Here is a 23,791-nt window from a genome sequence, read left to right as displayed (position 1 = left end):
GGGTCGATGCCCTCGCGCTGGGCGGTCTCGCCGAGATGCCAGGCGTAGGACGGCGTCGTCCACAGCGCCGTCGCCTTGAACTGGTTCAGCATCGCCAGCAGCCGTTCCGACGGCAGGGTTCCGGCATGGATGCTGAGCGCGCCCAGCTTCTGCGCGCCCAGCACGCAGGGGCCGCCGACGAACAGTGAGAAGTTCAGCGCATGGGCGTAGCGGTCGGTCGGGCGCAGGCCGCTCGACCAGAACTGCCGCGCCTCATAGTCGATCCATTCCTCGAAGTCCTTGGCGGTGAAGGGCGAGGCGGTCGGCACCCCGGTCGAGCCGCTGGAGGCGGAGATGTAGACGATCTCCCGTTCCGGTACGGCGACCAGATCGCCGAAGGGCGGCACCGCGACCTGTCGGTCGCGGATGGTCGCCTTGTCCAGGAAGGGGAAACGCTGCAGGTCGTCCAGCGTGTGCAGATCGCCCGGCGACACCCTCTGTGCGTCGAAGGCGGCGCGGTAGTAGGGCGAGCCTTCGTAAGCGTGCCGCAGATGGTCCTTCAGCAGGTCGAGCTGCAGTTTCCGCCAGTCGGCTCGGCTCTGGGTTTCGAGACCGGGGTGCCAGTATGCGTCGTGGTCCTGAACCGCCACTTTTTCTTGTCCTTCGAGAGTGTATGAGCGGCCGGCGGGCCGATCAGGTCAGCGCCGCCAGCGATGCCAGGAGAATGGCCGAGACGATGCCGAGACCGAGCGGAAGCAGGCTGCCGTCCTCATGGCCGCCGCCATCCCCATGCCCATTGTCTGCGACGCCATTGCCGCTCTCCCCGGCCGGCGGATCGGCCGCCGGCCCATCAGGCGGCAGAAGCGGCAGCACGAGCGCGCCGGAAGGGCAGAGCGACGCCATCACCATCCGGTCGAAATCATCCAAACCCTGCATGACAGAACTCCTTAGTCTGGTGGTCGGGTCACAGGCTTTTCCGAACGGCTGCGGGGAACCACATAACGCAAAAGTAGAATTTCTGAATAATCTATAGGAAAATAGGAAAATGGAGCGAGGTCAAGCGCCAGCTTCGTATCGGACAATATTTTTTGGCGGGATCTGCACGGCGCCCGGTTTGAGGAAGGTAAGGGAATCCGGGTTGCTATAGCGCCTTACGACACTCAGGAAGCCATATTTAACACCATATAAAAGGCGTATTAAGCTATTTCCCCATAGGAAAAGTAGATTTCATAGTGACAACGACGCGAGCGTCGCCTTAGAGTTCCCGGACATTCGGATTTCCGGCGCTCGCATGCCGGCATTCACACCGTGACGGGGAACACGACGATGAAGCCCATTCTGCCCACCTTCCTCTATGCCGCTCTGGCGACCATCGCTCCCTTTGCCGCTCCCCTCACTGCCGAAGCCGCATCCGGCAAGGTCGTGGTCGGCTATCAGACCGACGCGCTTCCCTCCTCGGTCGCCATCGCCAACGGCGATTTCGCCAAGGCGACCGGCACCGAGATCGACTTCCGCAAGTTCAATTCGGGGGCCGAGATCTTCGCCGCCATCGCGTCGGGCGACGTGCAGGTCGGCTATGTCGGCTCCAGCCCCTTCGCCGCCGCGGTCAGCCGCGGGCTGGACGTGAAGGCCTTCCATCTCGCGACCATTTCCGGCACCGACGAGGCGCTGGTGGTGCGCAACGGCTCCGGCATCGAAAAGCCGGCGGACCTGAAGGGCAAGAAGCTGGCCGCCGCCCCGGTCTCCACCGACCATTACCAGCTGCTCGCCGTTCTGAAGCAGGAGAAGCTGACGGAGCGTGACGCGCAGGTCTTCGCCATCCCGCAGCCGGATATCGTCGCTGCCTGGAACCGCGGCGACCTGGACGGCGCCTTCGTCTGGGATCCGGCGCTGACCGAACTGAAGAAGACCGGCAAGGTGCTGCTGACCTCGCGCGAGGTGGCGGACCGCGGCGCACCGACCTTCAGCGCCTGGGTGGCGACCGCCGCCTTCGCCAAGGACAATCCGGCCTTCCTGAAGAGCTTCGCCGGCACCATCGAGCGCTACAGCGCCTCCTTCCGCAACGACAAGGCGGCCTGGGGGCCGGATTCGGAGAATGCGAAGACGCTGGCGAAGATGCTGGGCGGCACGCCGACCGATCAAGCGTCGGCGCTGACCAACCTGTCGCTGGTCCCGGCGGAGGTGCAGGCCTCCACTGCCTGGCTGGGCGGCGGCGAGGCGAGTGGTGCCGGTAAGATCCTGAAGGATACGGCGGAGTTCCTGAAGGAGCAGAAGAAGATCACCACCGTGCTGCCCAGCTACGGCGGCTTCGTCACCGCCGACTACGTCAAGGACATCCGCTGAGCCAACGGCAGACGGGAGAGCGCCCATGCTCCAGGTCCGCAACGCCAGCGTCTTCTTCTCCGCACGCGACGGCCGGGTGGTGCATGCGCTGGACCGCGCGTCGCTCGATATCGACGCCAACAGCATCGTGGTGGCGCTGGGGGCATCGGGCTGCGGGAAGTCGACGCTGCTGAACGCCATCGCCGGCTTCCTGCCTCTGTCGGAAGGGGCGATTACGCTGGACGGCCAACCGGTCGCCAGCCCCGGCGCCGACCGCGGCGTCGTGTTCCAGAAGGACACGCTGCTGCCCTGGAGCAGCGTCGCCGACAATGTGGCGCTCGGCCTGCGGTTCGCCGGGGCTCCCGCCAGGGAACGGCGGGAGCGGGCGGAGGAACTGCTGGGGCTGGTCGGGCTGGAAAGCTTCGCCGATGCCGCCCCGCACGAGCTGTCGGGCGGCATGCGCCAGCGCGTCGGCATCGCCCGCGCGCTGGCGACCGACCCGAAAATCCTGCTGATGGACGAGCCGTTCGGCGCGCTGGACAGCCTGACGCGCGAACAGATGCAGGAACTGCTGATCGACGTCTGGGCGCGCACCGGCAAGCGCATCTTCTTCATCACCCATTCCATCGAGGAAGCGCTGTTCCTCGGCACCACGGTGGTGGTGATGTCGCCGCGCCCCGGCCGGATCGTCGCTCGTTTCGATCTGAACTTCGTCCGCCGCTTCGCCGCCGAGCGCGACGTGCGGGCCATTCTGTCGGCACCGGAATTCGCCGAACTCTACGACGAGATCCGCTCACTGGTGCATCGCCCGCACGCTGAGACGGACTCCCGCGGGACGGTGCTGCAATGACCGACATCGCCCGCCCTGGTGACCGTGCCGTCGGTCCGGTGGACCGACCGAAGATCGTCCGGCTCCACCCCTTCGGCCTGGATGGTGCGCGTACCGGCCCGATCAGCCTCGCCACTGCCGCGCTGCTGCTGGCCGCGTGGTTCCTGGTGACCCATTATCGGCTGGTGCCGCCGCTGTTCCTGCCGCCCCCCGAGGAGGTGGCGACCCAGTTTCTGGCCATCCTCGACGACGGTTATGCCGGCGCCACCCTGTGGGAGCATGTGTCGGCCAGCCTGTTCCGCATCTTCTCCGCCGCCGTCATCGCCGCCTCGCTCGGCATYCCGCTSGGGCTGGCGATGGGRCTGAACCGCTGGGCCAAGGGCGTKTTCGACACGCCCATCGAGTTCTAYTGGCCGCTGCCGCCGCTGGCCTATCTGCCGCTGATGATCATCTGGCTCGGCATCGGCGAGGTGTCGAAGATCGTCCTGCTGACGCTGGCGATGTTCGCGCCGGTCTGCCTGTCGGCSCAGGCCGGSGTGCGGKCGCTSCCSATYGAACGGGTGAACGCCGCSCTGTCGCTGGGCGCCAGCCGCTGGCAGCTGTTCCGCGCCATCGTGCTGCCCAGYGCCCTGCCGGARATCCTRACCGGCCTGCGCATCGGCATCGGCGTCGGCTGGAGCACGCTGGTCGCGGCGGARCTGATCGCCGCCACCCGCGGCATYGGCTTCATGATCATGTCCGCTTCGCATTTCCTCGCCACCGACGTGGTCTTCGTCGGCATCGGCATCATCGCCGTCTTCGCCTTCGCCTTTTCCTACGGAATGCGCCTGTTGGAAGCCTGGCTGGTGCCGTGGAAGGGCAAGTCCTGAGAATCCGCAATTCAAAAAACCACTTCGTTGAACGACAAGATTCGGGGAACCGCCATGCCAGACATCGCCCTGTCCACCTTCACCGTCACGCCCGTCAGTCCCGCCATCGGCGCGCGGGTGGAGGGGATCGACCTTTCCCATCCGCTGTCCGACAGTGAAGCGGCGGCGCTGGAACGGGCTCTGGTCGCCCATCAGGTTCTGTTCTTCGAAAACCAGCCCCTGACCCCCAAGGCGCAACGCGACTTCGCCGCCCGCTTCGGTCAGCTGCACATCCACCCGATCTACCCGAAGGTGGCGGAACAGCCGGAGATCATGGTGCTGGACACCGGGCCGCACAATCCCAGCGACAACGACGTCTGGCACACCGACGTCACCTGCATCGAAACGCCGCCTGCCATCGTCGCCCTGTCCGGCAAGCTGATCCCGCCGATCGGCGGCGACACGGTGTGGTCCAGCAACATCGCCGCCTACAACGGCTTGTCCGAACCAATCCGCCGCCTGCTGGAGCCGCTGAAGGCCCTGCACGACTTCACCCGTTCCTTTCCTGAATGGCGGCACAACGGCGACCCTGAGACCCATGCCCGCTGGAAGGCGGCTCGGGACAAGCACCCGGCGGTGGTCCATCCCGTTATCCGCACCCATCCGGTCAGTGGAGCCAAAGCCCTGTTCGTGAACGAGAACTTCACCGCGCGCATCGTCGGGCTCAGCGACCGGGAGAGCGCGGCGATCCTCGATTTCCTGTACGATCATATCAGCCGGCCGGAATACACGGTGCGCTGGAGTTGGAAAGCCGACGATCTGGTGCTGTGGGACAATAGATCGACCCAGCATTACGCGGTGAACGACTATGCGCCGCACCAGCGCATTATGCACCGCGCCACTGTGCTGGGCGACCGGCCTTATTGAGAAGGAAGGAGAGAAGTGGGGCGTCAATCCTAACCGCGTTCAAAAGCGAATCATTGTTCGGTAAAGACCAAATCCTGCCCCCTCAATCACCATTACCGAACGCAGCAAAGGCCGGCTGCTTCGCAAGCACCGGCCTTTGCCTTTAACAGGATGCGGAAAAAGGCTGTGCTGCGGCGGGCTCTCGTGATTCTCTCTGCTGGCACAGGGTGCGGTCGGAGAGGGGATGATGCGCGGATCGGACGAACGCAGCGAGGGTCTTTTCAGCTACGTGAGCTGTGAGGCGCGGGTTCCGGCCAATCACCCGCTGCGGCCGATCCGGGCCATCGTGGATGAAGCGCTGGAGGTGATGTCGCCCGCCTTCGAAGGCCTGTACTCGAAGATCGGGCGGCCGTCGATCCCGCCGGAGAAGCTGCTGCGGGCTCTGCTGCTCCAGGCCTTCTACTCGGTGCGCTCGGAACGCCAGCTGATGGAACAGCTCGATTACAACCTGCTGTTCCGCTGGTTCGTCGGCCTGTCGATGGACGCCCCGGTATGGGACGTTACGGTGTTCACCAAGAACCGTGAGCGTCTGCTGGCCGGGGATGTGGCGGCCACGTTCCTGGCCACCGTGCTGGGTCAGCCGAAGGTCAAGGCGCTGCTGTCGGACGAGCACTTCTCGGTGGACGGCACGCTGATCGAAGCCTGGGCCAGCGTGAAGAGCTTTCGGCCCAAGGACGGCAGCGGCGAGCCGCCGGGGCCGGGGCGCAACGGCGACCGCGACTTTCATGGCGAGAAGCGGTCCAACGAGACCCATGCCTCGACCAGCGATCCCGAGGCGCGGTTGTACCGCAAGGGCAACGGGCAGCCGGCGAAGCTGGCCTTCATGGGCCATGCGTTGATGGAGAACCGTCACGCCCTGGTGGTGAATGTCCGGCTCACCGCGGCCACCGGTCTGGCTGAACGCGAAGCGGCGGTGTCCATGATTGAGGCCATCCCCGGCCGCCACCGCATCACAGTCGGCGCCGACAAGGCTTACGACACCAAGGATTTCGTGGCGAACATGCGCAGCTTGGGCGCCGCTGCGCATGTTGCGCAGAACACGAGCAACCGCCGCTCGGCGATCGACGGCCGGACCACCCGCCACCCCGGCTACGCCGTCAGCCTGAGAGTCCGCAAACGGATCGAGGAGGTGTTCGGCTGGATCAAGGGAGCCGGCTTGCGCAAGACGCGTCATCGCGGCACGGCCCGCGTCGGTTGGATGTTCACCCTGACCGCTACCGCCTACAACCTGATCCGATTGCCCAAGCTGCTGGCGGCGGCATAATCACGCCCGGAATCCGCCTGAATGGCGGTTCCGGGAGCCGCAGAGCGCGAAAAGGCGCTCTATTCTGATGAAAACGGGCGTCAGAACTCCCATTCTCAAGCCGCAGCGGGGGAAAAGGCCCGAATATGTTCGTTTTTCCGCGCCCTGTTAAGGCTTTGCAGCTCGACGGCGACAGCGTCGCCGGCCGCAAGGTGCAGGTGATCGTCAAGGACGACACCGGCTCGACGCCCGACATGACCAAGCGCTTGGCCCAGAAACTGGTGGTGAAGGAGAACCGGTGTCGGAGCAGGAGAAGACGCCGATGATCGTTATGGCGGCGGCGGCCTCCGTCATCACCACCAAATCGCCCTAGATCCTGCGCACGTCCGGCACCCTGCCGCAGTCGGCCGCCACCATCGCCCAATGGGCAGCGAAGAATGGCGCCGCCAAGATGTATTCTTAATGGAAACCATCTTTGGGCAGCGCTTCGCCGCGTCCGGCGGCACCGTGGTCGGGGACGTCCGCATCCCGCTGAAGAACCCCGACTACGGCCCCTTCGTGCAGCGCGCCAAGGACACCGCCCCCGACGCTATCTTCGCCTTTGTGCCGTCGGGCGAGGGGGCGTCCTTCATGAAAGGGTTCGCCAATCGCGGTCTGGCCAAGGCCGGGGTGCGGCTGCTCGCCACCGGGGACGTGACCAACAACGACATCCTGCCGTCGATGGGCGACGCCGCGATCGGCACGGTGACGGCGCATTACTATTCCGCCGCCCACCCGTCGCCGGAGAACAAGGCCTATGTCGAGGCTTTCCGCAAGGCGAACGGCGGCCTGCGCCCCAACTTCATGTCGGTCGGCGACTGGGACGGTATGCATCTGGTCTATGAGGTGCTGAAGAAGGCCGACGGAGACAGTTTCGTCGTCGCCGCCAGGGGCATGAGCTGCACCAGCCCGCGCGGCCCGGTCACCATCGATGTCGATACGCGCGACATCGTACACGACACCTACATCCGCGGATGTCGAACGGCAAGACGATGAGCTGTTCAACGTCGAGTTTGACATGGTCGCCGCAGTGAAGGATCCCGGCAAGGGCGGCTGACGCCGTCTGCCTGATCCCCGTCGCTCTGTTCCCGGAGCGGGTTTTGCTGGTGCCTGACCCGGGACAGCAAGGCCAACCAGTTATGCGATATCGCATAATGCACATTATTTTCATAACGAATATTATGCGTCGTTGATCTGTAAGCGCAAAGCTAAAATGTCAGTCCCTCGCAACATAGAACTGTCAGTCTTCCGCCAGGTTCTCGACGAGCTGCTGAGCGGTCGTCGCGGGGTTAGATCGGCTGATGGTATTTGGATCAGAGTAAATGCCGTACTACCGTGCCTCGTCGAACGCTTCAACACTGGCTTTGCCATTCCCCCCGCACGGCTGGAAGAATTGCACCGGCCGCTGAACATTGCGCCGGATCCGCCACGCCAGATGCTGTGCTGGACGACGGTCACTGCACAGCCATCACCCTATTGTACGTCCCTGCCCCGAGCCATAGCCGCTGCTGCGGAAAGGCCGCTCTATCCGGCCAAGGCTCCGTTCACCGCACGGCCTCGCCCAGGCTCAGCATCAGGCGGTTCGCCCAGGCGAAGATCGCAACTGCCAGGACGAGATCCAGGATCTCGCCGTCTTCCAGTCCAGCCCCGCGAAGCGTTGCGACATCCCTCGCCATCAGGGCGGCAGGCGTGACGGTCAGGCGGGCAGCGATCTGGGCGATGACCTGCCGGCGCGGATCGTCCTGACCGAAAATCCCCTGCGCAAACAGCACATCGACCTCTTCCCTGCCGCCGGTGAGTTCGACGAAGCGGCGGGCGTGGACGGAGGCGCAATAGACACAGCCGTTGAGCACCGATTCTACGGCCGTTGCGAACTCTCGCTCGGCCCGGGGAAGGCCGCGTGGGGCGTACATGATGCCATTGAACAGCGGTGTGCGGTGTAGAAGCGATTCCGGCTCATGCGCCAGCACCAGCGAATAGGCGCCGATGGCGATGTTGGACGGCGTCACCGCCAGTGCGAGCCGCTGCTCTTCCGTCGCATCCTTCAGCACCACGGGGGTCAGCCAGGGCTTCCAGTCCAGCACGTCAATGGTGAAGCCGATGTCCGCATCGACCGGCACCGGTGCTCCGACGGGCAGCGGGCCGGACGGCGGCTCCGCCGCGCCGCCTGCTAGCGCGCGCAGTCCGGCCAGCAGGCGGACCTGATAGTTCACCAGTGCGATCAGCTGCGACAGCGCGACGATGCCGTGCGCATCCAGCCCCGCCGCYKCCAGCGCGCCCAGATGCTCCGGCCGGGACTCGCGCGGGGACMGGGTRACCCGCTCCGCATGGGCGAYCAGGGCCGGGCGYGCATCGGYGCCGGCGGCRAGCCCRCGGTARTGGGCRGCGAGCGYGTCGTTGCCGGCCAGCGCCGCGATGCGTTCCGCCACCGCGGCGCGCTCGGCGGCCGGAAACAGGCCGGGCCGCCGCGACGCCAGCAGGGCATCGTGCGCTGCCTGGGTGCGGGTGCGGACCTCCGCCCGGCGGGCGCGCAGGGCCAGCAGCGGGGAGGCGTCCGACAGGCCGGCCAGCCGGTCGATCAGGTCGGAGGCGATGTCGCCGCCGGTGCCGATGGTGACGGTATCGCTCATTGGAAATCCTCTGCTTCGGTCCATTCGTCGCCCAGCAGTTCCGGCGTCTCGAACCCGATCAGCCGCTGCCAGTGGTAATCGTAGTCCTCGGTGAACAGCGCCGCCGTGATGCTGTCGGCCAGACGCTCCGCCCCGGCACTGATGCCGGGGATGTCGCCGGTCACCTTGCCGTGGCTCAGCACCGCGGCGTAGTTGAAGGCATGGATGCGGTTCAGCCAGGGCGCCTCGCCGGGGGTGCGCTCAAGGAACTCGAAATCGGCGCCGAGATAGGGATGCTGGGCGAACTCGCCGGCCTCATGGCCGGGCAGGACATAGCGGTCGCGCCACAGCAGGGTGTGGCGGGCGATTTCCGCCAGCTCCGGCCGCTGCGCCCAATCCACAGAAAAGCCGGTGGCGAGGATGACGTGATCGACCGTCACCGTGCCGCGTCCGGTGCGCAGCACCAGACGGTCGCCATCGGCCTCCGCCGCTTCGACGGCGCAGCCGGTGAGAAGCGCGAAATTGGCATGGCGCGAACAGCGCAGCATGGAGTTGTGCGGCGCCGGCACGCCGGTCTCGGCGATATACTGGTTGTAGGCCCAGCGCCGCTCGTCCGACAGGGTGTGGAAGCCGAGAACGATGCCGGGATGGCCGGCGCCCAGACTCTTGTTGATGCGCGGCAGTTCAGCCCGCCGGATCAGCATGTAGACCTTGGCGGCGCCTCGCTCCAGCGCCTCCGCCGCATTGTCCACCGCGCCGGCGCCGGCGCCGAGCACCGCCACCGTCCTGCCCTTCAGCGCTCCGAAGTCGATGGGCTCATGGGCATGGCTCCAGAATCGCTTGTCCACCGCTTTCCAGAAGGCCGGGACGAAGGGGCCGCCCAGGCCGTCGCGGCCGTTCGCCAGGATCACCCGCCGCGCCCGCACCCGTTGCCGCCCCTCCGGACCGTCGAGGTCGAGCGTCACGCCGTCGGCGTCGCCGGTGAGCCCCGTCAAGGCGGTGTCGTTCCGCACCGGCGCGCCGGTGACGCGGCGGTACCAGGTCAGGTATTCCAGCCATTGCAGGCGCGGGATGCGGTACAGCGCGTCCCAGGCGGCGCGGCCGAACTGCGCCTCGAACCAGGCGCGGAAGGTCAGGTTGGCGAAGCCTAGCGCCGGACCGGTCAAGGTCTTGGGCGACCGCAGCGTCTCCATGCGGGCATAGGTCGCCCACGGCCCCTCTCGGCCGGCAGGCGCCCGGTCGAACAGCCGGATGTTGGAGATGCCGACCTTGCGCAGGGCGAAGGCGACGGTCAGCCCGGCCATGCCGGCACCGACGATGGCGACGTCGAGAACGCCGCCGTCCCGCGCCGGCACCCAATCAGCCGGCGGCAGGGTGAGAAGGTCGAGATCGCGGGCGAGCCGGGCCTCCAGTTCCTCCAGAGAACGGGGGCCGGGGTCTGCTACGGTGGAAGGCACGGCGGGGCTGTCCTTGGTCATCGTCGATCGGGTCCTGTCGGAAATGCTGCGTCAGGCGGCCTGGGCACCGCCAAGATAGGCGTCGCGAATCTGCGGGTCACGGGCAAGGTCGGCGGCCGGGCCGGACAGAACGATGCGTCCGGTCTGCAGCACATAGCCGCGATGGGCGATCTGCAGGGCGAGGCTGGCGTTCTGTTCCACCATGAAGATGCTCACGCCCTGCCGGTTGATGGTCTGGATCATTTCCAGCACGCGGTCGACATGCAAGGGTGACAGGCCCATCGTCGGCTCGTCCATCACGATCAGCCGCGGACGACCCATCAGGGCGCGAGCCATCGCCACCATCTGCTGTTCGCCGCCAGACAGGGTGCCGGCCTGCTGGGCATGACGTTCGCGCAGCTTGGGGAACAGGTCGAGGACGCCGTCGTAATCCTCCGCCACCGCCTTGGAATCGCTGCGGGTGTAGGCGCCCATCAGCACATTCTCGCGCACCGTCATGGTGCCGAACAGGCGGCGGGATTCGGGGACCGAGCCGATACCGCGCCGGACGATCTGCGGCGTGGTCAGGCCGGTCAGCGGCTGCCCGTCGAAGACCACCTGCCCGGAGCGCGGCTTCAGCAACCCCAGGATGATTTTCATCGTGGTGGATTTGCCGCTGGCGTTGCCGCCCAGTAGGCAGACGATCTGCCCGCGCGGCACCTCCAGCGACAGGTCGAAATGGACCTGCACCGGCCCGTAGAAGCTGTTCACGCGGTCGAGCCGCAGCAAGGCGTCGGTCATTCCGCCGGTCCCCCTCAATGCGCGATCCGGACCGGGACGGCGACGTCCCCGTCCTGGCCCGTATCCTGATTGGCAGCGCCCACCGCCTTATGGCCGAGATAGGCCTCGATCACCGCCGGATCGCTGGCGACCGCAGCCGGCAACCCCTCGGCGATGCGGGCGCCATGGTCCATCACCACCACCCGGTCGGACAGCTGCATCACCAGATCCAGCTTGTGCTCGATCAGCAAGATGGTCAGGCCGCGCGCCTTCAGGCCGCGGATAATCTCCAGCATCTCCGCCGTCTCGGTCGGGTTCATGCCGGCGGTCGGCTCGTCGAGCAGCAGCAGGCGGGGATGCAGGGCCAGCGCGCGGGCGATCTCCACCCGGCGGCGGTTGGCGTAGGACAGGCTGTGCGCCGGTTTGTCGAGGCGCGGGGTCAGCCGTTCGCCGAACATCCGGACGATCTCCTTGGCCTCGGCGCGCAACCGTTCTTCCTCCGCCCGGACCGACGGCGGGCGGATCAGCGCCAACGCCAGCTCGACCAGCGGCCCCACCAGCGGAATCCGCGGCTTCACCGCGCGCAGCCGGGTGTGGGCGCCGACCAGCACATTGTCGAGCACACTGAGGTTGCCGAATACCCGGCCATGCTGGAAGCTGCGGGCCAGCCCGAGGGCGGCCAGCCGCTCGGCGGAGAGGCCGGTGACGTCGCGGCCCTCGAAGGTGACCGACCCCGCATCCGGCACGTCGAGCCCGGAGATCAGGTTGAACAGGGTGGTCTTGCCGGCGCCGTTCGGGCCGATGACGCTGACCAACTCGCCCTGCCCCACCGTCAGCGACAGGCCGTTGACCGCGGTCAGCCCGCCGAAGCGGCGGGTCAGTCCGGCAATTTCAAGAAGGGGTTTCTTCGGCTCGTTCGCCATGGCGTCCTCACACCGTTCCCAGAAGGCCCTGCGGGCGGAAGCGGATCAGCAGCAGCAGGACGACGCCGTAGATCAGCATGCGGTATTCGGCCGCCGCGCGGAACAGTTCTGGCAGCCCGACCAGCACCGCCGCCCCCAGCACGGCCCCGGCGACGTTGCCGAGCCCGCCGAGGATGACCATGGTCAGCGCCAGCATCGACACCGGCGCCGGGAAGGTCTCGTGGTTGATGTAGGAGTAGAAATGCGCCATCAGCGCGCCGCCCACCCCGGCGATGAATCCCGCCACCGCGAAGGCAAGGCCCTTGTAGCGGTTGAGGTCGACGCCGTAGGAGCGCGCAGCCACGTCGTCCTCGCGGATCGCCCGCAGCGTGCGGCCGAGATGGGAGCTCAGCAGGCGCGATTGCAGGGCGGCGAAGGCCAGCAGGACGGCCAGCGGCACCCAATAGACCCATTGCCCGCTGACCAGCGGCTTGCCCGCCACCGACAGGGGCGGGATGCCGGTGACGCCGATCGGGCCGCGGGTCAGGCTTTCCCAGTTGAGGATGACCAGCGTCACGATCTCCCCCACCGCCAGCGTGGCGATGGAGACGTAATGGCCGCGCAGCCGGAAGGCGGGATAGACCAGCGCTGTGCCCAGCGCTGCCGCCACCAGCCCGGCCAGCGGCACCGCCAGCAGCACCGGCACCCCGGCATCGAGCGCCAGCAGCGAGGAGGCATAGGCACCGATGGCCAGCAGCCCGGCATGGCCGAGCGACACCTGACCGACCGTGCCGGCGACCAGCGTCAGGCTGAGCGCCAGCAGGGCGTAGAGCCAGGCATTGCCCAGCGTCTGCAACAGATAGGGCTGCTGCACCACCAGCGGCAGGGCGAGTGCGGCGGCGGCCAGCGCCCACACCGCCCAGCGCGGCAGCACCAGCGGCCGGCTGGGAGCGATGAAGGTGCCGGTCAGCGGCTCCGGCGGCAGTCGGCGGGCCCGGGCGAACAGGCCGTTGGGCCGCAGCACCAGGATCAGGATCAGCGCCACGAAGGCGAACAGGTTGCGGTAGCTGGTGCCGAACAGGGCGATGCCGTAGCTCTCGATCAGGCCGAGTAGCAGGCTGCCGGCGATGGCGCCCGGCACGTTGCCGACGCCGCCGATCAGCTGGGCGACGATGCCCTTCAGCCCGGCCTGGAAGCCCATGTTGGGGTCGATGGTGTTGTAATACATGCCGACCAGCAGGCCGCTGACCCCGCCCAGCGCGGATGCGATGGCGAACACTGTGCGGTTTACCTTGTCGACATCGACGCCGCACTGCTGCGCCGCGTCGCGGTCGAGCGCCGTCGCCCGCACCGCCCAGCCCAGCTTGGTGAAGCGCAGGAAACCGTAGAGCAGGGCGGCGCTGCCGATACCGACCCCGGCGATCAGCAGGTCGAGCGCGCCGATGCTGCCGCCGCCGATGGCGATGCGCCAGGTCGGCAGCTGAGTCGGCAGCGCGCGCGGATCCGGGCTGAACAGAAGCTGGGCCGATTGGTCGAGCACCACCGACAGGCCAATGGTGGCGAGCAGCGGGGCGATGCGCGGCGCGTTGCGCAGCGGGCGCAGCCCTACCCGCTCGATCACCGCCCCCAGCAGCCCGCAGCCGGCGGCCACGACGATGAAGGTCACCGGGAGCGGCAGATTGAGCTTCGTCACGCACAGCCAGCCGATATAGGCGCCGACCATGTAGACCGAGCCATGCGCGAAGTTGATTAGGTGCGAGACGCCGAAGATCAGCGCCAGACCGACGGCCAGCAGCGCATAGATGTTGCCGATGACCAGCCCGTTGATCGTGTAGTCGAGCCACGGGCCGAGAGTGGTGGGAAACACGATGGTCGGTCCTTCCGGCGTCAGTTCGCGGCCTTGGCGGCCACCGGCTCCCACAGGGCGAAGCCGCCGTTCTTCACGACGAGCCGCGTGCTCAGTGGTTTGTCGACGCGCCGGGTCTGCGGATCGAAGCGGACGGTGCCGTAGACGACGCTCGGCGCATCCTTGACGGTGGCGAGCCCGTCGCGGACGGCGGTGCGGTCGGTGCCGCTCTGCCGGATCACGGTCGCCAGCAGCAGCAGCGCATCGTAGGCGCGGCTGGAATAGGCGTCCGGCTCCAGCCCGTATTTGGCGGTGTAGGCCTTGACGAAGGTCTGGACCTCCCGCCGCGGGTCGCCGGGGAAGAAGGGAGTTGTGGTGTGGACGCCCTCCACCGCGGCCCCACCCAGCTCCAGGAACTTGGGCGAATAGACCGATCCGGATGCTACCACCGGCTGGGTCAGCCCAGCCTCGCGCAGCTGGCGGGTGATCTGGGCGCCGTCGGCATAGTAGGAGACCAGCACGATGCCGTCCGGTTTGGTATCGCGCACCCGGACCAGGGCGGAGCGGAAATCCTTCTCGTCGGCCAGATAGCCCTCGGCGCCGACAACCTCGGCACCGCGCTCCTTGGCGGCCTTGGCGAACAGATCCTTGCTGGTGCGGCCCCAGTCGTTGTTGATGAACAGCAGGGCGACGCGCTTCAGCCCCAGCGCCGTCACCGCGAAATCGGCCAGGACCGGCATCTCCTCCGCCTGATTGAGCGCGTTGCTCCAGACGAAATCGCCGCCCTTGGTGAAGTCGGGATGCGAATTGGTGAAGCCGAACTGCACCAGCCCGCCATTCTGGTAGATCGGCGAGGCCGCCATCGACGCGGCGCTGGTGAAGTCACCCAGCTCGGCGACGATGCGGCTGTCGGCGACGAATTTGCGGGCGATGGCGACGGTTTGCTTGGGATCGCTCTGGCTGTCCTCGAACTGGACGCGCAGCGGCCGCCCCTGGATGCCGCCGCCGGCATTCACCTGCTCCAGCGCCAGATCGAAGCCGCACTGCCACTGCGCGCCATACTGCGCATATTGGCCGGTCAACGGCCCGCTGACGCCGAGCAGCACCGGCTCCTTCGCCGGATCGGCGGGCTGCGAGAAGGCCGGCTGGACGACGCCGAGCGCGGTCAGCAGCGACAGGGTGCCGGCGACCAGCGCGGTGGACCGGAGGATCAGATCGAACATTGGAATCGCTTTCAAACTACAAAATTCGGATCAGTTGGTGGCGGCGGGGAGGCTGCCGTCCCACAGGGCGAAGGCGCCGTCCCTGACCACCAGCTTGACGTTGCGCACGCCGGACACGCGGCGCGTCTCCGGATTGAAGGTCGCTTTGCCGAAGATGACGCTGGGGATGTCCTTCACGCGGGGAAAGGCGTCGCGGATCGCGGTGCGGTCGGTACCGCCGGCCTCGATCACCCGCTGCGCCACCAGCACCGCGTCATAGGCGTAAGCTGAAAAAGCGTCCGGCTCCTCCTGGTACTTCGCACGGTAGGCGGCGACGAAACCCTGCACCTCCGGACGAGGTTCCGCTGGAAAGAAGTTGGCGCGGGTGTAAACACCGTTGACCGCCTCGCCGCCCAGTTCGAGAAATTTCGGCGAATAGACGGACCCCACCGCGACCACCGGCTGGTTGAGACCGACCGGCTTCAGCTGCCGGGCGATGGCCGCACCGTCGGCATAGTAGGAGATCAGCACGATGCCGTCGGGATTGGCCTCGCGCACCCGCACCAGGGTGGAGCGGAAGTCCTTCTCGTCGGGCAGATAGCCTTCGGTGGCGACCACCTCCGCCCCGCGCTCCTTCGCCGCTTTGACGAAGATGTCCTTGCTGGTGCGGCCCCAGTCGGTGTTGAGGTGCAGCACCGCCAGCCGCTTCAGCTTCAGCGAGGTGACCGCGAAGTCGGCGACGTTCGGCTGCTCCTCCGCCTGGCTGATGGAGTTGCTCCAGATGAAGTCGCCGCCCTTGGTGAAATCTGGGTGGGAATTGGTGAAGCCGAACTGCACCAGCCCGGCCCGCTGGTAGATCGGCGAAGCGGCCATCGACGCCGGACTGGAGAAGTCGCCCAACTCGATCAGGATCTTCGGATCGGCGACGAATTTCTGGGCGATGGCGATGGACTGGCGCGGATCGTTCTGACTGTCCTCGAACACATAGCGCAACGGACGGCCCTTCACCCCGCCGGCGGCGTTGATCTGGTCGAGCGCCAGGTCGAAGCCCTTCTTCCACTGCGCGCCATACTGCGCGCTGGGACCGGTCAGCGGCCCGCTGACCCCGAACCACAGCGGCTCGCCCGCCGCCTCCGCCGCGTTCGCCGGCCCGCCGGACATCGCGATGCAGGCGAGCGCCAAACCTCCGGCCAGGGTGTGGAAAAGCGCTGAACGTCGGGAAAGCGCGGGCTGGGGCATGGCGTCGTCTCCAAAAGGCTGTAGGCACGATTTCGAAAAAGGCCGCCGCCCGAAATCGGGGCGTGGACCCGCTGACGGGCGGCGGCTTCAGGCACGGGAGGACGGGACACCAGCGAGGCGCGGCGCCGGAAGGACATTGGTCGCAGCGCCCGCCGGCACCCGGACGGTCGCGATCAGAAATCGTAACCGCCGCCGGCCGCGGCCGGTGCAGCCGGGGACTTCGGTTCCGGACGCTCTACGATCAGCGCCTCGGTGGTGATCAGCAGGCCGGCGACCGACGCCGCATCCTGCAAGGCGATGCGCACGACCTTGGCCGGATCGATGATGCCGGCCTTCAGCAGGTCGGTGAACTCACCGGTCTGCGCGTCGTAGCCGAAGGCGGTGTCGTTCCCCTCCAGCAGCTTGCCGACGATGACCGACCCGTCGGCCCCGGCATTCTCGGCGATCTGGCGCACCGGCGCCTGGAGCGCGCGCCGCACGATGTCGATGCCGACCCGCTCGTCGTCGTTGACCGGCACCACCGCATCGATGGCGCGGGTGGCATAGAGCAGGGTGACGCCGCCGCCCGGCACGATGCCCTCAGCGATGGCCGCACGGGTGGCGTGGACGGCGTCGTCCACGCGGTCCTTGCGCTCCTTCACCTCGACCTCGGTCGAGCCGCCGACGCGGATCACCGCGACGCCGCCCGACAGCTTTGCCAGCCGCTCCTGCAGCTTCTCGCGGTCGTAGTCCGAAGTGGTCTCCTCGATCTGGGCGCGGATCTGAGCGATGCGGGCGTCGATGGCCTCGCGGCCGCCGGCGCCGTCGATCACCGTCGTCTCCTCCTTGGCGATCACCACCCGCTTGGCGGTGCCGAGATCGGCCAGCGAGACGGTCTCCAGCTTGAGGCCGATGTCCTCGCTGATCACCTGCCCGTTGGTGAGGATGGCGATGTCCTCCAGGATCGCCTTGCGGCGGTCGCCGAAGCCCGGCGCCTTCACCGCGGCGATCTTCAGCCCGCCGCGCAGCTTGTTGACCACCAACGTCGCCAGCGCCTCGCCCTCGACATCCTCGGCGACGATCAGCAGCGGGCGGGAGGACTGCACCACCGCCTCCAGCACCGGCAGCAGCGGTTGCAGGCTGGACAGCTTCTTGTCGTGGATCAGGATGTACGGGTTGTCGAAATCGACAACCAGCTTCTCGGCGTTGGTGACGAAGTAGGGCGAGAGATAGCCGCGGTCGAACTGCAACCCTTCGACCACGTTCAACTCGGTCTCCAGGCTCTTGGCCTCCTCCACCGTGATGACGCCGTCGTTGCCGACCTTGGACACCGCCTCGGCGATGATGGCGCCGATGGCGCGCTCGCCGTTGGCGGAGATGGTGCCGACCTGCGCCACCTCGTCGTTGGTGGAGATGGTCTTGGCCCGCTCCTTCACGTCGGCGATCACCGCGGCGACGGCGCGGTCGATGCCGCGCTTGAGGTCCAGCGGGTTCAGCCCGGCGGCGACCGCCTTGGCGCCCTCGCGGACGATGGCCTGGGCCAGCACGGTGGCGGTGGTGGTGCCGTCGCCGGCCAGATCGGCCGTCTTCGACGCCACCTCGCGCACCAGCTGGGCGCCGAGATTCTCGAAGCGGTCGGCCAGTTCGATCTCCTTGGCGACCGTCACGCCGTCCTTGGTGATGCGGGGGGCGCCGAAGGATTTCTCGATCACGACGTTGCGGCCCTTCGGGCCCAGCGTGACCTTCACGGCATTGGCGAGGGTATCGACGCCGCGCAGGATGCGGTCGCGGGCATCGGCGGAGAATTTGACGTCCTTGGCGGCCATGACGATGTCCTTTTTATCGAAGTCTTTTTTGGGTGGGTTCCAGCGGAAACGGGCGGGTCTGCCTGGGCGGGCGTCAGGCGGGCTCGACCACGCCGACGATGTCGGATTCCTTGATGACCAGCAGATCCTCGCCCTGCACCTTGATCTCGGTGCCCGACCATTTGCCGAAGACCACACGGTCGCCGATTTTCACGTCGAGCGGGTGGATGCGGCCCTGGTCGTCGCGCACGCCGGGACCGACGGCGATCACCTCAGCCTCCTGCGGCTTCTCCTTGGCGGTGTCGGGGATGATGATCCCGCCCTTCGACTTTTCCTCCTGAGCCACACGGCGGACGACGACGCGGTCGTGCAACGGACGGAACGGCATGCCTGGTGTCTCCTGGTTTGGGCCTCGTTGGGGCCCCTCTGGGGGTCATGTGCGGCGCCCCGCATTCACCGTAGGGACAGAGCTTAATCACTGTTTATTCCTACTGTAAAGATAGTGATTTGTGTTTTTATTATACATTTTCCCCATGTAATTATTGTTCCCACTGGGGCCACTGGCATCCGACTCATTTGAAAAACTCAACGAAATCATGAGCATTCCAAAATTGACGGGGTGCCGCTGCGGTATTGTAAGAAACAACACACAGATGCATCGAAGCGGCGGAGTTTCACAGAAATGCCGAACACCCGGATATCGACCGCTCCGCCGACCGCTGGATTGCAGGCCTCAGGGTTGCCCGTCGCAGAGTTGCCGGCCATCGCCGCCGATGTGCTGGTGATCGGCGGCGGCCTGTCGGGAACCTAGGCGGCGCTGGCGGCGGCACAGGCCGGGGCCAGGGTGGTGCTGGCCGACAAGGGCTATTGCGGCGCCAGCGGGGTCGCCGCCACCTCGGGACCCGGCCACTGGTGGGTGCCCCCCGACACCGACGCGCGGGCCGAGGCGATCCGCCAGCGTATGGCGATTGCCGGCGGCATCGCCGACCCGGCCTGGATGGCGCGGATCCTCGACATCACCTGGACCACYCTGCCGACCATCGCCGATGTCTACGACTTCTCCACCGACGAGASCGGAACGGTGCAGTACCGCGGCCTGCGCGGSCCGGAATATCTGCGGGCGATGCGCCGGAAGATCCACARGCTCGGCGTCCGCATCCTCGACCAGAGYCCGGCGCTGGARCTGCTGGCCGACWCYGRCGGGACCATCGTCGGCRCRCGCGGCCTGCGCCGCCAGCGGGGCGAGGCCTGGACSGTGCGCGCCGGGGCGGTGATCCTGGCGACCGGCGGCTGCGCCTTCAARTCGCGGCTTCTCGGCAGCCACACCAACACCGGMGACGGCCATTTGATGGCGGCGGAGGCCGGGGTGGATTTCTCCGGCATGGAGTTCTCCACCTACCACACGGTGGCGCCGGCCCATTCGACCATGACCCGGTCGATGTCCTTCGCCTTCGCCACCTATTACGAYGGCGMGGGACGGGAGATCGCCGTRCCGCCCRGCGACACCACCCGGACGCTGGCMCGYGCCATGCTGGARGGGCCGGTGCTGTGCAGCCTGCACCGCATGCCGGCGGACATCCGCGAGCGGCTGCGCCGGGTRCAGCCCAACATGATGCTGCCCTTCGACCGCAGYGGCGSCGATCCCTTCACCCARCGCTTTCCCGTGCTKCTGCGGCCGGARGGCACCATCCGCGGRTCCGGCGGCATCCGGCTGGCGGACGACGACTGCGGCACCGCCGCCGACGGGYTGTTCGTCGTYGGCGATGCCGCGACGCGCGAGCCGGTGGCGGGGGCGGTGTCGGGCGGCGGCGCCATCCTGGCCGCCTGGGCGCTGTCGTCGGGCGTGATCGCCGGRCGCGCCGCSGCGGCGCGGKCGGCCCGCCAGGGCCGGCGCACCGACASYCCCGCCCGTCCGCTGGGACAGGCCGGACTGCGCCCGGCGCGCCACGCYGCSGCGGTCGATCCGCGTGCCRTCACCGCCGCCGTCCAGGCCGAGATGCTGCCCTACGACAAGACCATCTTCCGCCGCGGCCCRGCGCTGGCCCGCTCGCTGTCGCGGCTGGACGGGGTGTGGAGCGACCTGCGCGACCATCTGGACGGCGAAGGGGCGGCCACGGCGGCGGAAACGGTACAGGCGCGMGAGAGCGCCGCCCTGACCGCCGTCGCCCGCTGGTGCACCCGYGCCGCGCTCGTCCGGCCGGAAAGCCGCGGCATGCATCTGCGCGTCGATGCCMCGGCCAGCCACCCGGCTCTGGCCCGGCGCCTGACCGTCGGCGGGCTGGACCGGCTGTGGTCCCGCTTCGAGGGCCCGGCCCCCCAGCCTCTCGAMCAYCCCGYCCCCANCCCAGGCAGGTGCCGCATGATCAGCCTCGTCATCGCCGAMCGCTGCACCGGATGCCAGGTCTGCGTCCGCGTCTGCCCGACCAACGTCTTCGACGCCGKCCGYGGCGGGCCKCCGGTCATCGCCCGGCAGCAGGACTGCCAGACCTGCTTCCTGTGCGAACTCTACTGCCAGCCCGACGCGCTCTATGTCGRTCCCGACTGCGAGACGCCGGCCGCGGTSAGCGCCGAAGAGGTCGAGCGSTCCGGCCAGCRCGGCMGCTACCGCCGCGACTCCGGCTGGGACGAATGGGCCGGCGACCCGCGCTATGCCAACGAACATTGGCGGATGGACCAGATTTTCGCCCGTGCCCGGGCCCTGTCCTGACACCGCCACCGCTTTCCCCGAACTGGAATTTCAAAGATGACCGAGCACCGTCCGCCCGCCCTGTCGCGCCGCCGCCTGCTGAGCGGAGCCGGCAAAGCCACCGCCGCCGGACTGCTGGCCCCCGCCCTGGCGGCCCCGCTGCTGTCCTGTCCGGCCTTCGCCGCCACCACCACTGCCGGCGACATCCTCAAGGTCGGCGACCAGCGGTCCACCATCCGCTCGCTGCTGGAGGCCTCCGGCCAGTTGAAGGACATTCCCTACACGCTGGAGTTCGCCGATTTCCCGGCTGCGGCCCCGGTGCTGGAGGCGCTGAACGCCGGCGCCATCGATGCGGGCTTCGCCGGTGACGCCGCCCATGCCTTCGCCCTGTCCAACGGGCTGCCGGCCAGGATCATCTCCGCCGCCCGCTCCGATCCCGGCTGCATCGGCCTGCTGGTGCGCAAGGACTCGCCGATCCGGACGGTCGCCGACCTGAAGGGGCGGACGATCACCGCGGTGCGCGGCTCCATCGGCCATTATCTGGTGGTCGCCGCCCTGAAGGCGAACGGCTTGTCGGTGAGCGACGTCACGCTGGCCTTCCTGCAACCGACCGAAGCGAAATCGGCCTTTTCCAGCGGCACGGTGGATGCCTGGGCGATCTGGACGCTCTATGTCGCCCAGGAGGTGGTGGCCGGCACCGGCAGGGTCCTGGTCGATGGCCGCGGCCTGCTGAACAACAACGCCTTCATCAGCGCCACCGATGTCGCCATCGCGCAGAAGCGCCCGCTGTTGCAGGACTATGTCGCCCGCGTCGCCGCCGCCCGCATCTGGGCGCTCGGCAATGTCGAGCAGTATGCCCGCATCTGGGGCGATCTGGTGAAGGTGACGCCGGAGATCGCCGTCGCCGCCTTCACCCTCGAGCGCTTCCGCCCGGTGGCGGTGGAYGACGGCATYRTCGCCGACCTGCAAACCACCGCCGACTTCTACACCGGCATCGGCGTGATCCAGAAGCCCTTCACCGCGGCGGCCCATGCCGACCGCAGCTTCGCCCTCGACGCGGGCCTGCTRGCGCARTCGGCCCGCGCCGGCTGASCCCCGCGMCCGCCCNTTCCNYTTTNCNGACCGCWTTCCCTTTTCMGACCGACGAGACCACSATGCATCTGGCTCTGTTCTGYACCGAGGCCGGGATGCACGCCGGCGGCTGGCGTCACCCCGACGCCGGCACCGCGCGCCCGTTCGACCTCGGCTTCTACCGCGAGCTGGCGCTGAAGGCCGAAGCCGCCAAGCTCGACATGCTGTTCGTYGCCGACAAGCTCGGCCTCGACGAYCTYTATGGCGGCGGGGTGGCGGCCACCGTCGCCCGCCGKCCCAACGCGCGGCCCGAACCGCTGACGCTGATCGCGGCGCTGGCCGGCGCCACCGGCCGGATCGGCCTGGGCGCCACGGTGTCGACCAGCTATGCCGAGCCCTATCACGTCGCCCGCATGTTCGCGACCATCGACCATCTCAGCGGCGGACGGGCGGCGTGGAACGCCGTCACYTCGGTCAGCGACAGCGAGGCSCGCAATTTCGGACGYGCCGCCCATCTCGACCATGCCAGCCGCTATGAGCGSGCCGACGARTTCATCGACGTGGTGCGCAAGCTGTGGGACAGCTGGGARGAGGACGCGATCCRGCCGGACAAGGAKTCCGGCCGCTTCGCCGACGACCGCCGCGTCCATTACATCGACCATGAGGGCCGCCATTTCCGCGTCCGCGGTCCGCTGAACGTCGAACGGCCGCCSCAGGGCCATCCCGTCGTCATCCAGGCCGGCGTGTCCGGCACCTTCCAGGACATCGCCACCCGKCAGGCCGATCTGGTCTTCACCGTGCAGCCCGATCTGGACGGCGCCAAGCGGGCCTATGCCGCCTTCAAGGCCCAGGTCGCCGCCAACGGGCGCCCGCCCGGCAGCGTCAAGGTGCTGCCCGGCCTCATGCCCATCGTCGGGCGCAGCGATGCCGAGGCCGAGGACATCCGCGCCGAGCTGCGCGCGCTGATCGACCCGGTCGCCGGCCTGACCTTCATGTCCGGCAGCATGAATTACGACCTGTCACGCCATCCGCTGGACGGCCCCTTCCCCGATCTGCGCGACGTCATCACCGGCAGCCGCGGGCGCTTCCAGCGGGTGATCGCCGACGCGCTGGAGCGCGGCGCCACCGTCGCCGAGGTCGGCGCCGCCTATGTCGAGAGCCTGTCCTTCGCCGTCGCCGCCGGATCGCCGAAGACGGTCGCCGACATTTTGGAACAGTGGGTCACGGAACAGGCGGCCGACGGCTTCGTCCTGATGCCGCCCTATCTGCCGGGCGGCGTCGATGGCTTCCTGACGCAGGTGGTGCCCGAATTGCAGAGGCGTGGCCTGTTCCGGCGCGAGTACGGCGGGGCCACGCTGCGCGACCATCTCGGGCTGGACCGGCCGGCGTCACGCTATGCGTGACGCTGCCGCCGAGGGTGACAAAATATACAAACATAGATAGTGTTATACATTTTATTTGTTGACTGATTTAGTATATTAAATCAGGCTGGGATCGGTTGATTGCCCGGCCTGTCCGGCGCGCCGCCTTCCCGCCCGGCCATGCCATCGGGCGCCGCGACCGGCGCCGCATCGCCCCCCCATTCCTCGACAAGCCGTCCTGCCCAGCCGTGGAGATCCCGCATGAGCAGCCTCGACAGCAGTTTCGGCGTCCGCCGCGCCGCCACCCCGCAAGCACCGGCCGCGGCGAAACGGGTGCGCCGCCCGATCTCCGATCCACCGCACCGCATCGGCACGAGAGCCCATGTCGCCCTGTCCTGGATCGCGCCGCTTCTGCTGCTGGCGGTTTGGGAGGGGCTGGCCCGCAACGGCTGGATCGAGCCCCATGTGCTGCCGGCGCCCAGCAAGGTGGTGGCGACCGCCTGGAAGCTCGCACTGCACGGCACGCTGCTGCGCGACCTCGGCACCAGCCTGCTGCGGGCGGCGGCCGGCTTCGCCATCGGCGGCGGCATCGGCTTCGCGCTCGGCACGCTGGTCGGCTTCTCCCGGCTGGCCGAGGCGCTGTTCGACC

22 protein-coding genes and 1 pseudogene are annotated in these 23,791 nt (G+C 67.8%); 12 read left to right on the top strand and 11 right to left on the bottom strand.

Annotated features, from left to right (window positions below; genetic code table 11):
* A partial coding sequence (locus VH569_RS34050; protein WP_423321567.1) for a phenylacetate--CoA ligase family protein occupies window positions 1-629 on the bottom strand: 629 nt, incomplete at its 3' end.
* Window positions 630-672: 43 nt separating this feature from the next.
* Entirely contained in the window at window positions 673-915 is a 243-nt protein-coding gene (locus tag VH569_RS34045) for a hypothetical protein (RefSeq protein WP_423321566.1), read from the bottom strand.
* 390 nt (window positions 916-1,305) lie between these two features.
* Between VH569_RS34045 and tauA the strand changes: the two genes are divergently transcribed.
* The 7 genes from tauA to VH569_RS34010 all read left to right on the top strand — a co-directional run bounded on the left by tauA (window position 1,306) and on the right by VH569_RS34010 (window position 7,222).
* On the top strand, window positions 1,306-2,322 hold the full coding sequence (tauA, locus tag VH569_RS34040; protein ID WP_423321564.1) for a taurine ABC transporter substrate-binding protein: 1,017 nt from the start codon (window positions 1,306-1,308) through the stop codon (window positions 2,320-2,322).
* Window positions 2,323-2,347: 25 nt separating this feature from the next.
* Window positions 2,348-3,151: a taurine ABC transporter ATP-binding protein gene (locus tag VH569_RS34035; RefSeq protein WP_423321562.1), complete on the top strand. Its 804-nt coding sequence runs from the start codon at window positions 2,348-2,350 to the stop codon at window positions 3,149-3,151.
* A complete protein-coding gene (locus VH569_RS34030; RefSeq protein WP_423321560.1) occupies window positions 3,148-3,999 on the top strand; it encodes an ABC transporter permease subunit in 852 nt (283 codons plus the stop codon). The genes VH569_RS34035 and VH569_RS34030 overlap by 4 nt, the downstream gene beginning before the upstream one ends.
* A 54-nt stretch (window positions 4,000-4,053) precedes the next feature.
* A complete protein-coding gene (gene tauD, locus VH569_RS34025) occupies window positions 4,054-4,905 on the top strand; it encodes a taurine dioxygenase (protein ID WP_423321558.1) in 852 nt (283 codons plus the stop codon).
* A 226-nt stretch (window positions 4,906-5,131) separates the two neighbouring features.
* Window positions 5,132-6,208 (top strand): IS5 family transposase, encoded by a 1,077-nt coding sequence (locus tag VH569_RS34020; protein ID WP_194913242.1) that lies wholly within the window; start codon window positions 5,132-5,134, stop codon window positions 6,206-6,208.
* Window positions 6,209-6,333: 125 nt separating this feature from the next.
* Window positions 6,334-6,513 carry a hypothetical protein gene (locus VH569_RS34015; RefSeq protein WP_423321556.1) on the top strand — a complete coding sequence of 60 codons (180 nt, stop codon included), beginning with the start codon at window positions 6,334-6,336 and terminating at the stop codon, window positions 6,511-6,513.
* A 136-nt stretch (window positions 6,514-6,649) separates the two neighbouring features.
* Window positions 6,650-7,222, top strand: coding sequence for an ABC transporter substrate-binding protein (locus VH569_RS34010; RefSeq protein ID WP_423321554.1), 573 nt, complete (start codon window positions 6,650-6,652; stop codon window positions 7,220-7,222).
* Window positions 7,223-7,770: 548 nt separating this feature from the next.
* Here VH569_RS34010 and VH569_RS34005 read toward each other — a convergent pair.
* The 9 genes from VH569_RS34005 to VH569_RS33965 form a co-directional block, all read right to left on the bottom strand.
* On the bottom strand, window positions 7,771-8,856 hold the full coding sequence (locus VH569_RS34005) for a CMD domain-containing protein (RefSeq protein WP_423321552.1): 1,086 nt from the start codon (window positions 8,854-8,856) through the stop codon (window positions 7,771-7,773).
* Window positions 8,853-10,313: an FAD/NAD(P)-binding protein gene (locus VH569_RS34000; protein WP_423321550.1), complete on the bottom strand. Its 1,461-nt coding sequence runs from the start codon at window positions 10,311-10,313 to the stop codon at window positions 8,853-8,855. The genes VH569_RS34005 and VH569_RS34000 overlap by 4 nt, the downstream gene beginning before the upstream one ends.
* Before the next feature lie 30 nt (window positions 10,314-10,343).
* Window positions 10,344-11,072 (bottom strand): ABC transporter ATP-binding protein, encoded by a 729-nt coding sequence (locus tag VH569_RS33995; protein WP_423321548.1) that lies wholly within the window; start codon window positions 11,070-11,072, stop codon window positions 10,344-10,346.
* A gap of 14 nt (window positions 11,073-11,086) precedes the next feature.
* On the bottom strand, window positions 11,087-11,974 hold the full coding sequence (locus tag VH569_RS33990; protein ID WP_423321546.1) for an ABC transporter ATP-binding protein: 888 nt from the start codon (window positions 11,972-11,974) through the stop codon (window positions 11,087-11,089).
* Window positions 11,975-11,981: 7 nt separating this feature from the next.
* Window positions 11,982-13,820 carry an ABC transporter permease gene (locus VH569_RS33985; RefSeq protein WP_423321544.1) on the bottom strand — a complete coding sequence of 613 codons (1,839 nt, stop codon included), beginning with the start codon at window positions 13,818-13,820 and terminating at the stop codon, window positions 11,982-11,984.
* Window positions 13,821-13,840: 20 nt separating this feature from the next.
* A complete protein-coding gene (locus VH569_RS33980; protein WP_423321542.1) occupies window positions 13,841-15,022 on the bottom strand; it encodes an ABC transporter substrate-binding protein in 1,182 nt (393 codons plus the stop codon).
* 30 nt (window positions 15,023-15,052) lie between these two features.
* Window positions 15,053-16,240: an ABC transporter substrate-binding protein gene (locus tag VH569_RS33975; protein ID WP_423321540.1), complete on the bottom strand. Its 1,188-nt coding sequence runs from the start codon at window positions 16,238-16,240 to the stop codon at window positions 15,053-15,055.
* A 173-nt stretch (window positions 16,241-16,413) separates the two neighbouring features.
* On the bottom strand, window positions 16,414-18,045 hold the full coding sequence (groL, locus tag VH569_RS33970) for a chaperonin GroEL (protein WP_423321538.1): 1,632 nt from the start codon (window positions 18,043-18,045) through the stop codon (window positions 16,414-16,416).
* Window positions 18,046-18,118: 73 nt separating this feature from the next.
* A complete protein-coding gene (locus tag VH569_RS33965; protein WP_085557408.1) occupies window positions 18,119-18,412 on the bottom strand; it encodes a co-chaperone GroES in 294 nt (97 codons plus the stop codon).
* A gap of 294 nt (window positions 18,413-18,706) precedes the next feature.
* Between VH569_RS33965 and VH569_RS33960 the strand changes: the two genes are divergently transcribed.
* From VH569_RS33960 to VH569_RS33940, 5 genes and pseudogenes are all read left to right on the top strand, one after another.
* Window positions 18,707-18,835, top strand: coding sequence for a hypothetical protein (locus VH569_RS33960; RefSeq protein ID WP_423321535.1), 129 nt, complete (start codon window positions 18,707-18,709; stop codon window positions 18,833-18,835).
* A gap of 150 nt (window positions 18,836-18,985) precedes the next feature.
* On the top strand, window positions 18,986-20,731 hold the full coding sequence (locus tag VH569_RS33955; protein ID WP_423321569.1) for an FAD-binding protein: 1,746 nt from the start codon (window positions 18,986-18,988) through the stop codon (window positions 20,729-20,731).
* 36 nt (window positions 20,732-20,767) lie between these two features.
* Window positions 20,768-21,802 carry an ABC transporter substrate-binding protein gene (locus VH569_RS33950; protein ID WP_423321533.1) on the top strand — a complete coding sequence of 345 codons (1,035 nt, stop codon included), beginning with the start codon at window positions 20,768-20,770 and terminating at the stop codon, window positions 21,800-21,802.
* 62 nt (window positions 21,803-21,864) lie between these two features.
* Entirely contained in the window at window positions 21,865-23,184 is a 1,320-nt protein-coding gene (locus VH569_RS33945) for an LLM class flavin-dependent oxidoreductase (protein WP_423321531.1), read from the top strand.
* A 219-nt stretch (window positions 23,185-23,403) separates the two neighbouring features.
* A pseudogene (locus tag VH569_RS33940) lies at window positions 23,404-23,791 on the top strand (ABC transporter permease); the annotation flags it as partial.

Origin of the sequence: Azospirillum sp. 11R-A, from assembly GCF_049472615.1 — a bacterium.
GTDB lineage: Bacteria > Pseudomonadota > Alphaproteobacteria > Azospirillales > Azospirillaceae > Azospirillum > Azospirillum palustre.
This window is presented reverse-complemented; position numbering and strand designations above follow the sequence as displayed.

Excerpts from the sequence above, each read along its gene's own strand:
- VH569_RS33990 (WP_423321546.1), bottom strand. The coding sequence starts at position 11,974 with ATGGCGAACGAGCCGAAGAAACCCCTTCTTGAAATTGCCGGACTGACC.
- VH569_RS34000 (WP_423321550.1), bottom strand. The coding sequence starts at position 10,313 with ATGACCAAGGACAGCCCCGCCGTGCCTTCCACCGTAGCAGACCCCGGC.
- VH569_RS34010 (WP_423321554.1), top strand. The coding sequence starts at position 6,650 with ATGGAAACCATCTTTGGGCAGCGCTTCGCCGCGTCCGGCGGCACCGTG.
- VH569_RS33975 (WP_423321540.1), bottom strand. The coding sequence starts at position 16,240 with ATGCCCCAGCCCGCGCTTTCCCGACGTTCAGCGCTTTTCCACACCCTG.
- VH569_RS33960 (WP_423321535.1), top strand. The coding sequence starts at position 18,707 with ATGCCGAACACCCGGATATCGACCGCTCCGCCGACCGCTGGATTGCAG.
- VH569_RS34020 (WP_194913242.1), top strand. The coding sequence starts at position 5,132 with ATGCGCGGATCGGACGAACGCAGCGAGGGTCTTTTCAGCTACGTGAGC.
- VH569_RS33995 (WP_423321548.1), bottom strand. The coding sequence starts at position 11,072 with ATGACCGACGCCTTGCTGCGGCTCGACCGCGTGAACAGCTTCTACGGG.
- tauA (WP_423321564.1), top strand. The coding sequence starts at position 1,306 with ATGAAGCCCATTCTGCCCACCTTCCTCTATGCCGCTCTGGCGACCATC.
- VH569_RS34035 (WP_423321562.1), top strand. The coding sequence starts at position 2,348 with ATGCTCCAGGTCCGCAACGCCAGCGTCTTCTTCTCCGCACGCGACGGC.
- VH569_RS34015 (WP_423321556.1), top strand. The coding sequence starts at position 6,334 with ATGTTCGTTTTTCCGCGCCCTGTTAAGGCTTTGCAGCTCGACGGCGAC.
- VH569_RS33980 (WP_423321542.1), bottom strand. The coding sequence starts at position 15,022 with ATGTTCGATCTGATCCTCCGGTCCACCGCGCTGGTCGCCGGCACCCTG.
- VH569_RS34045 (WP_423321566.1), bottom strand. The coding sequence starts at position 915 with ATGCAGGGTTTGGATGATTTCGACCGGATGGTGATGGCGTCGCTCTGC.
- VH569_RS33965 (WP_085557408.1), bottom strand. The coding sequence starts at position 18,412 with ATGCCGTTCCGTCCGTTGCACGACCGCGTCGTCGTCCGCCGTGTGGCT.
- groL (WP_423321538.1), bottom strand. The coding sequence starts at position 18,045 with ATGGCCGCCAAGGACGTCAAATTCTCCGCCGATGCCCGCGACCGCATC.
- tauD (WP_423321558.1), top strand. The coding sequence starts at position 4,054 with ATGCCAGACATCGCCCTGTCCACCTTCACCGTCACGCCCGTCAGTCCC.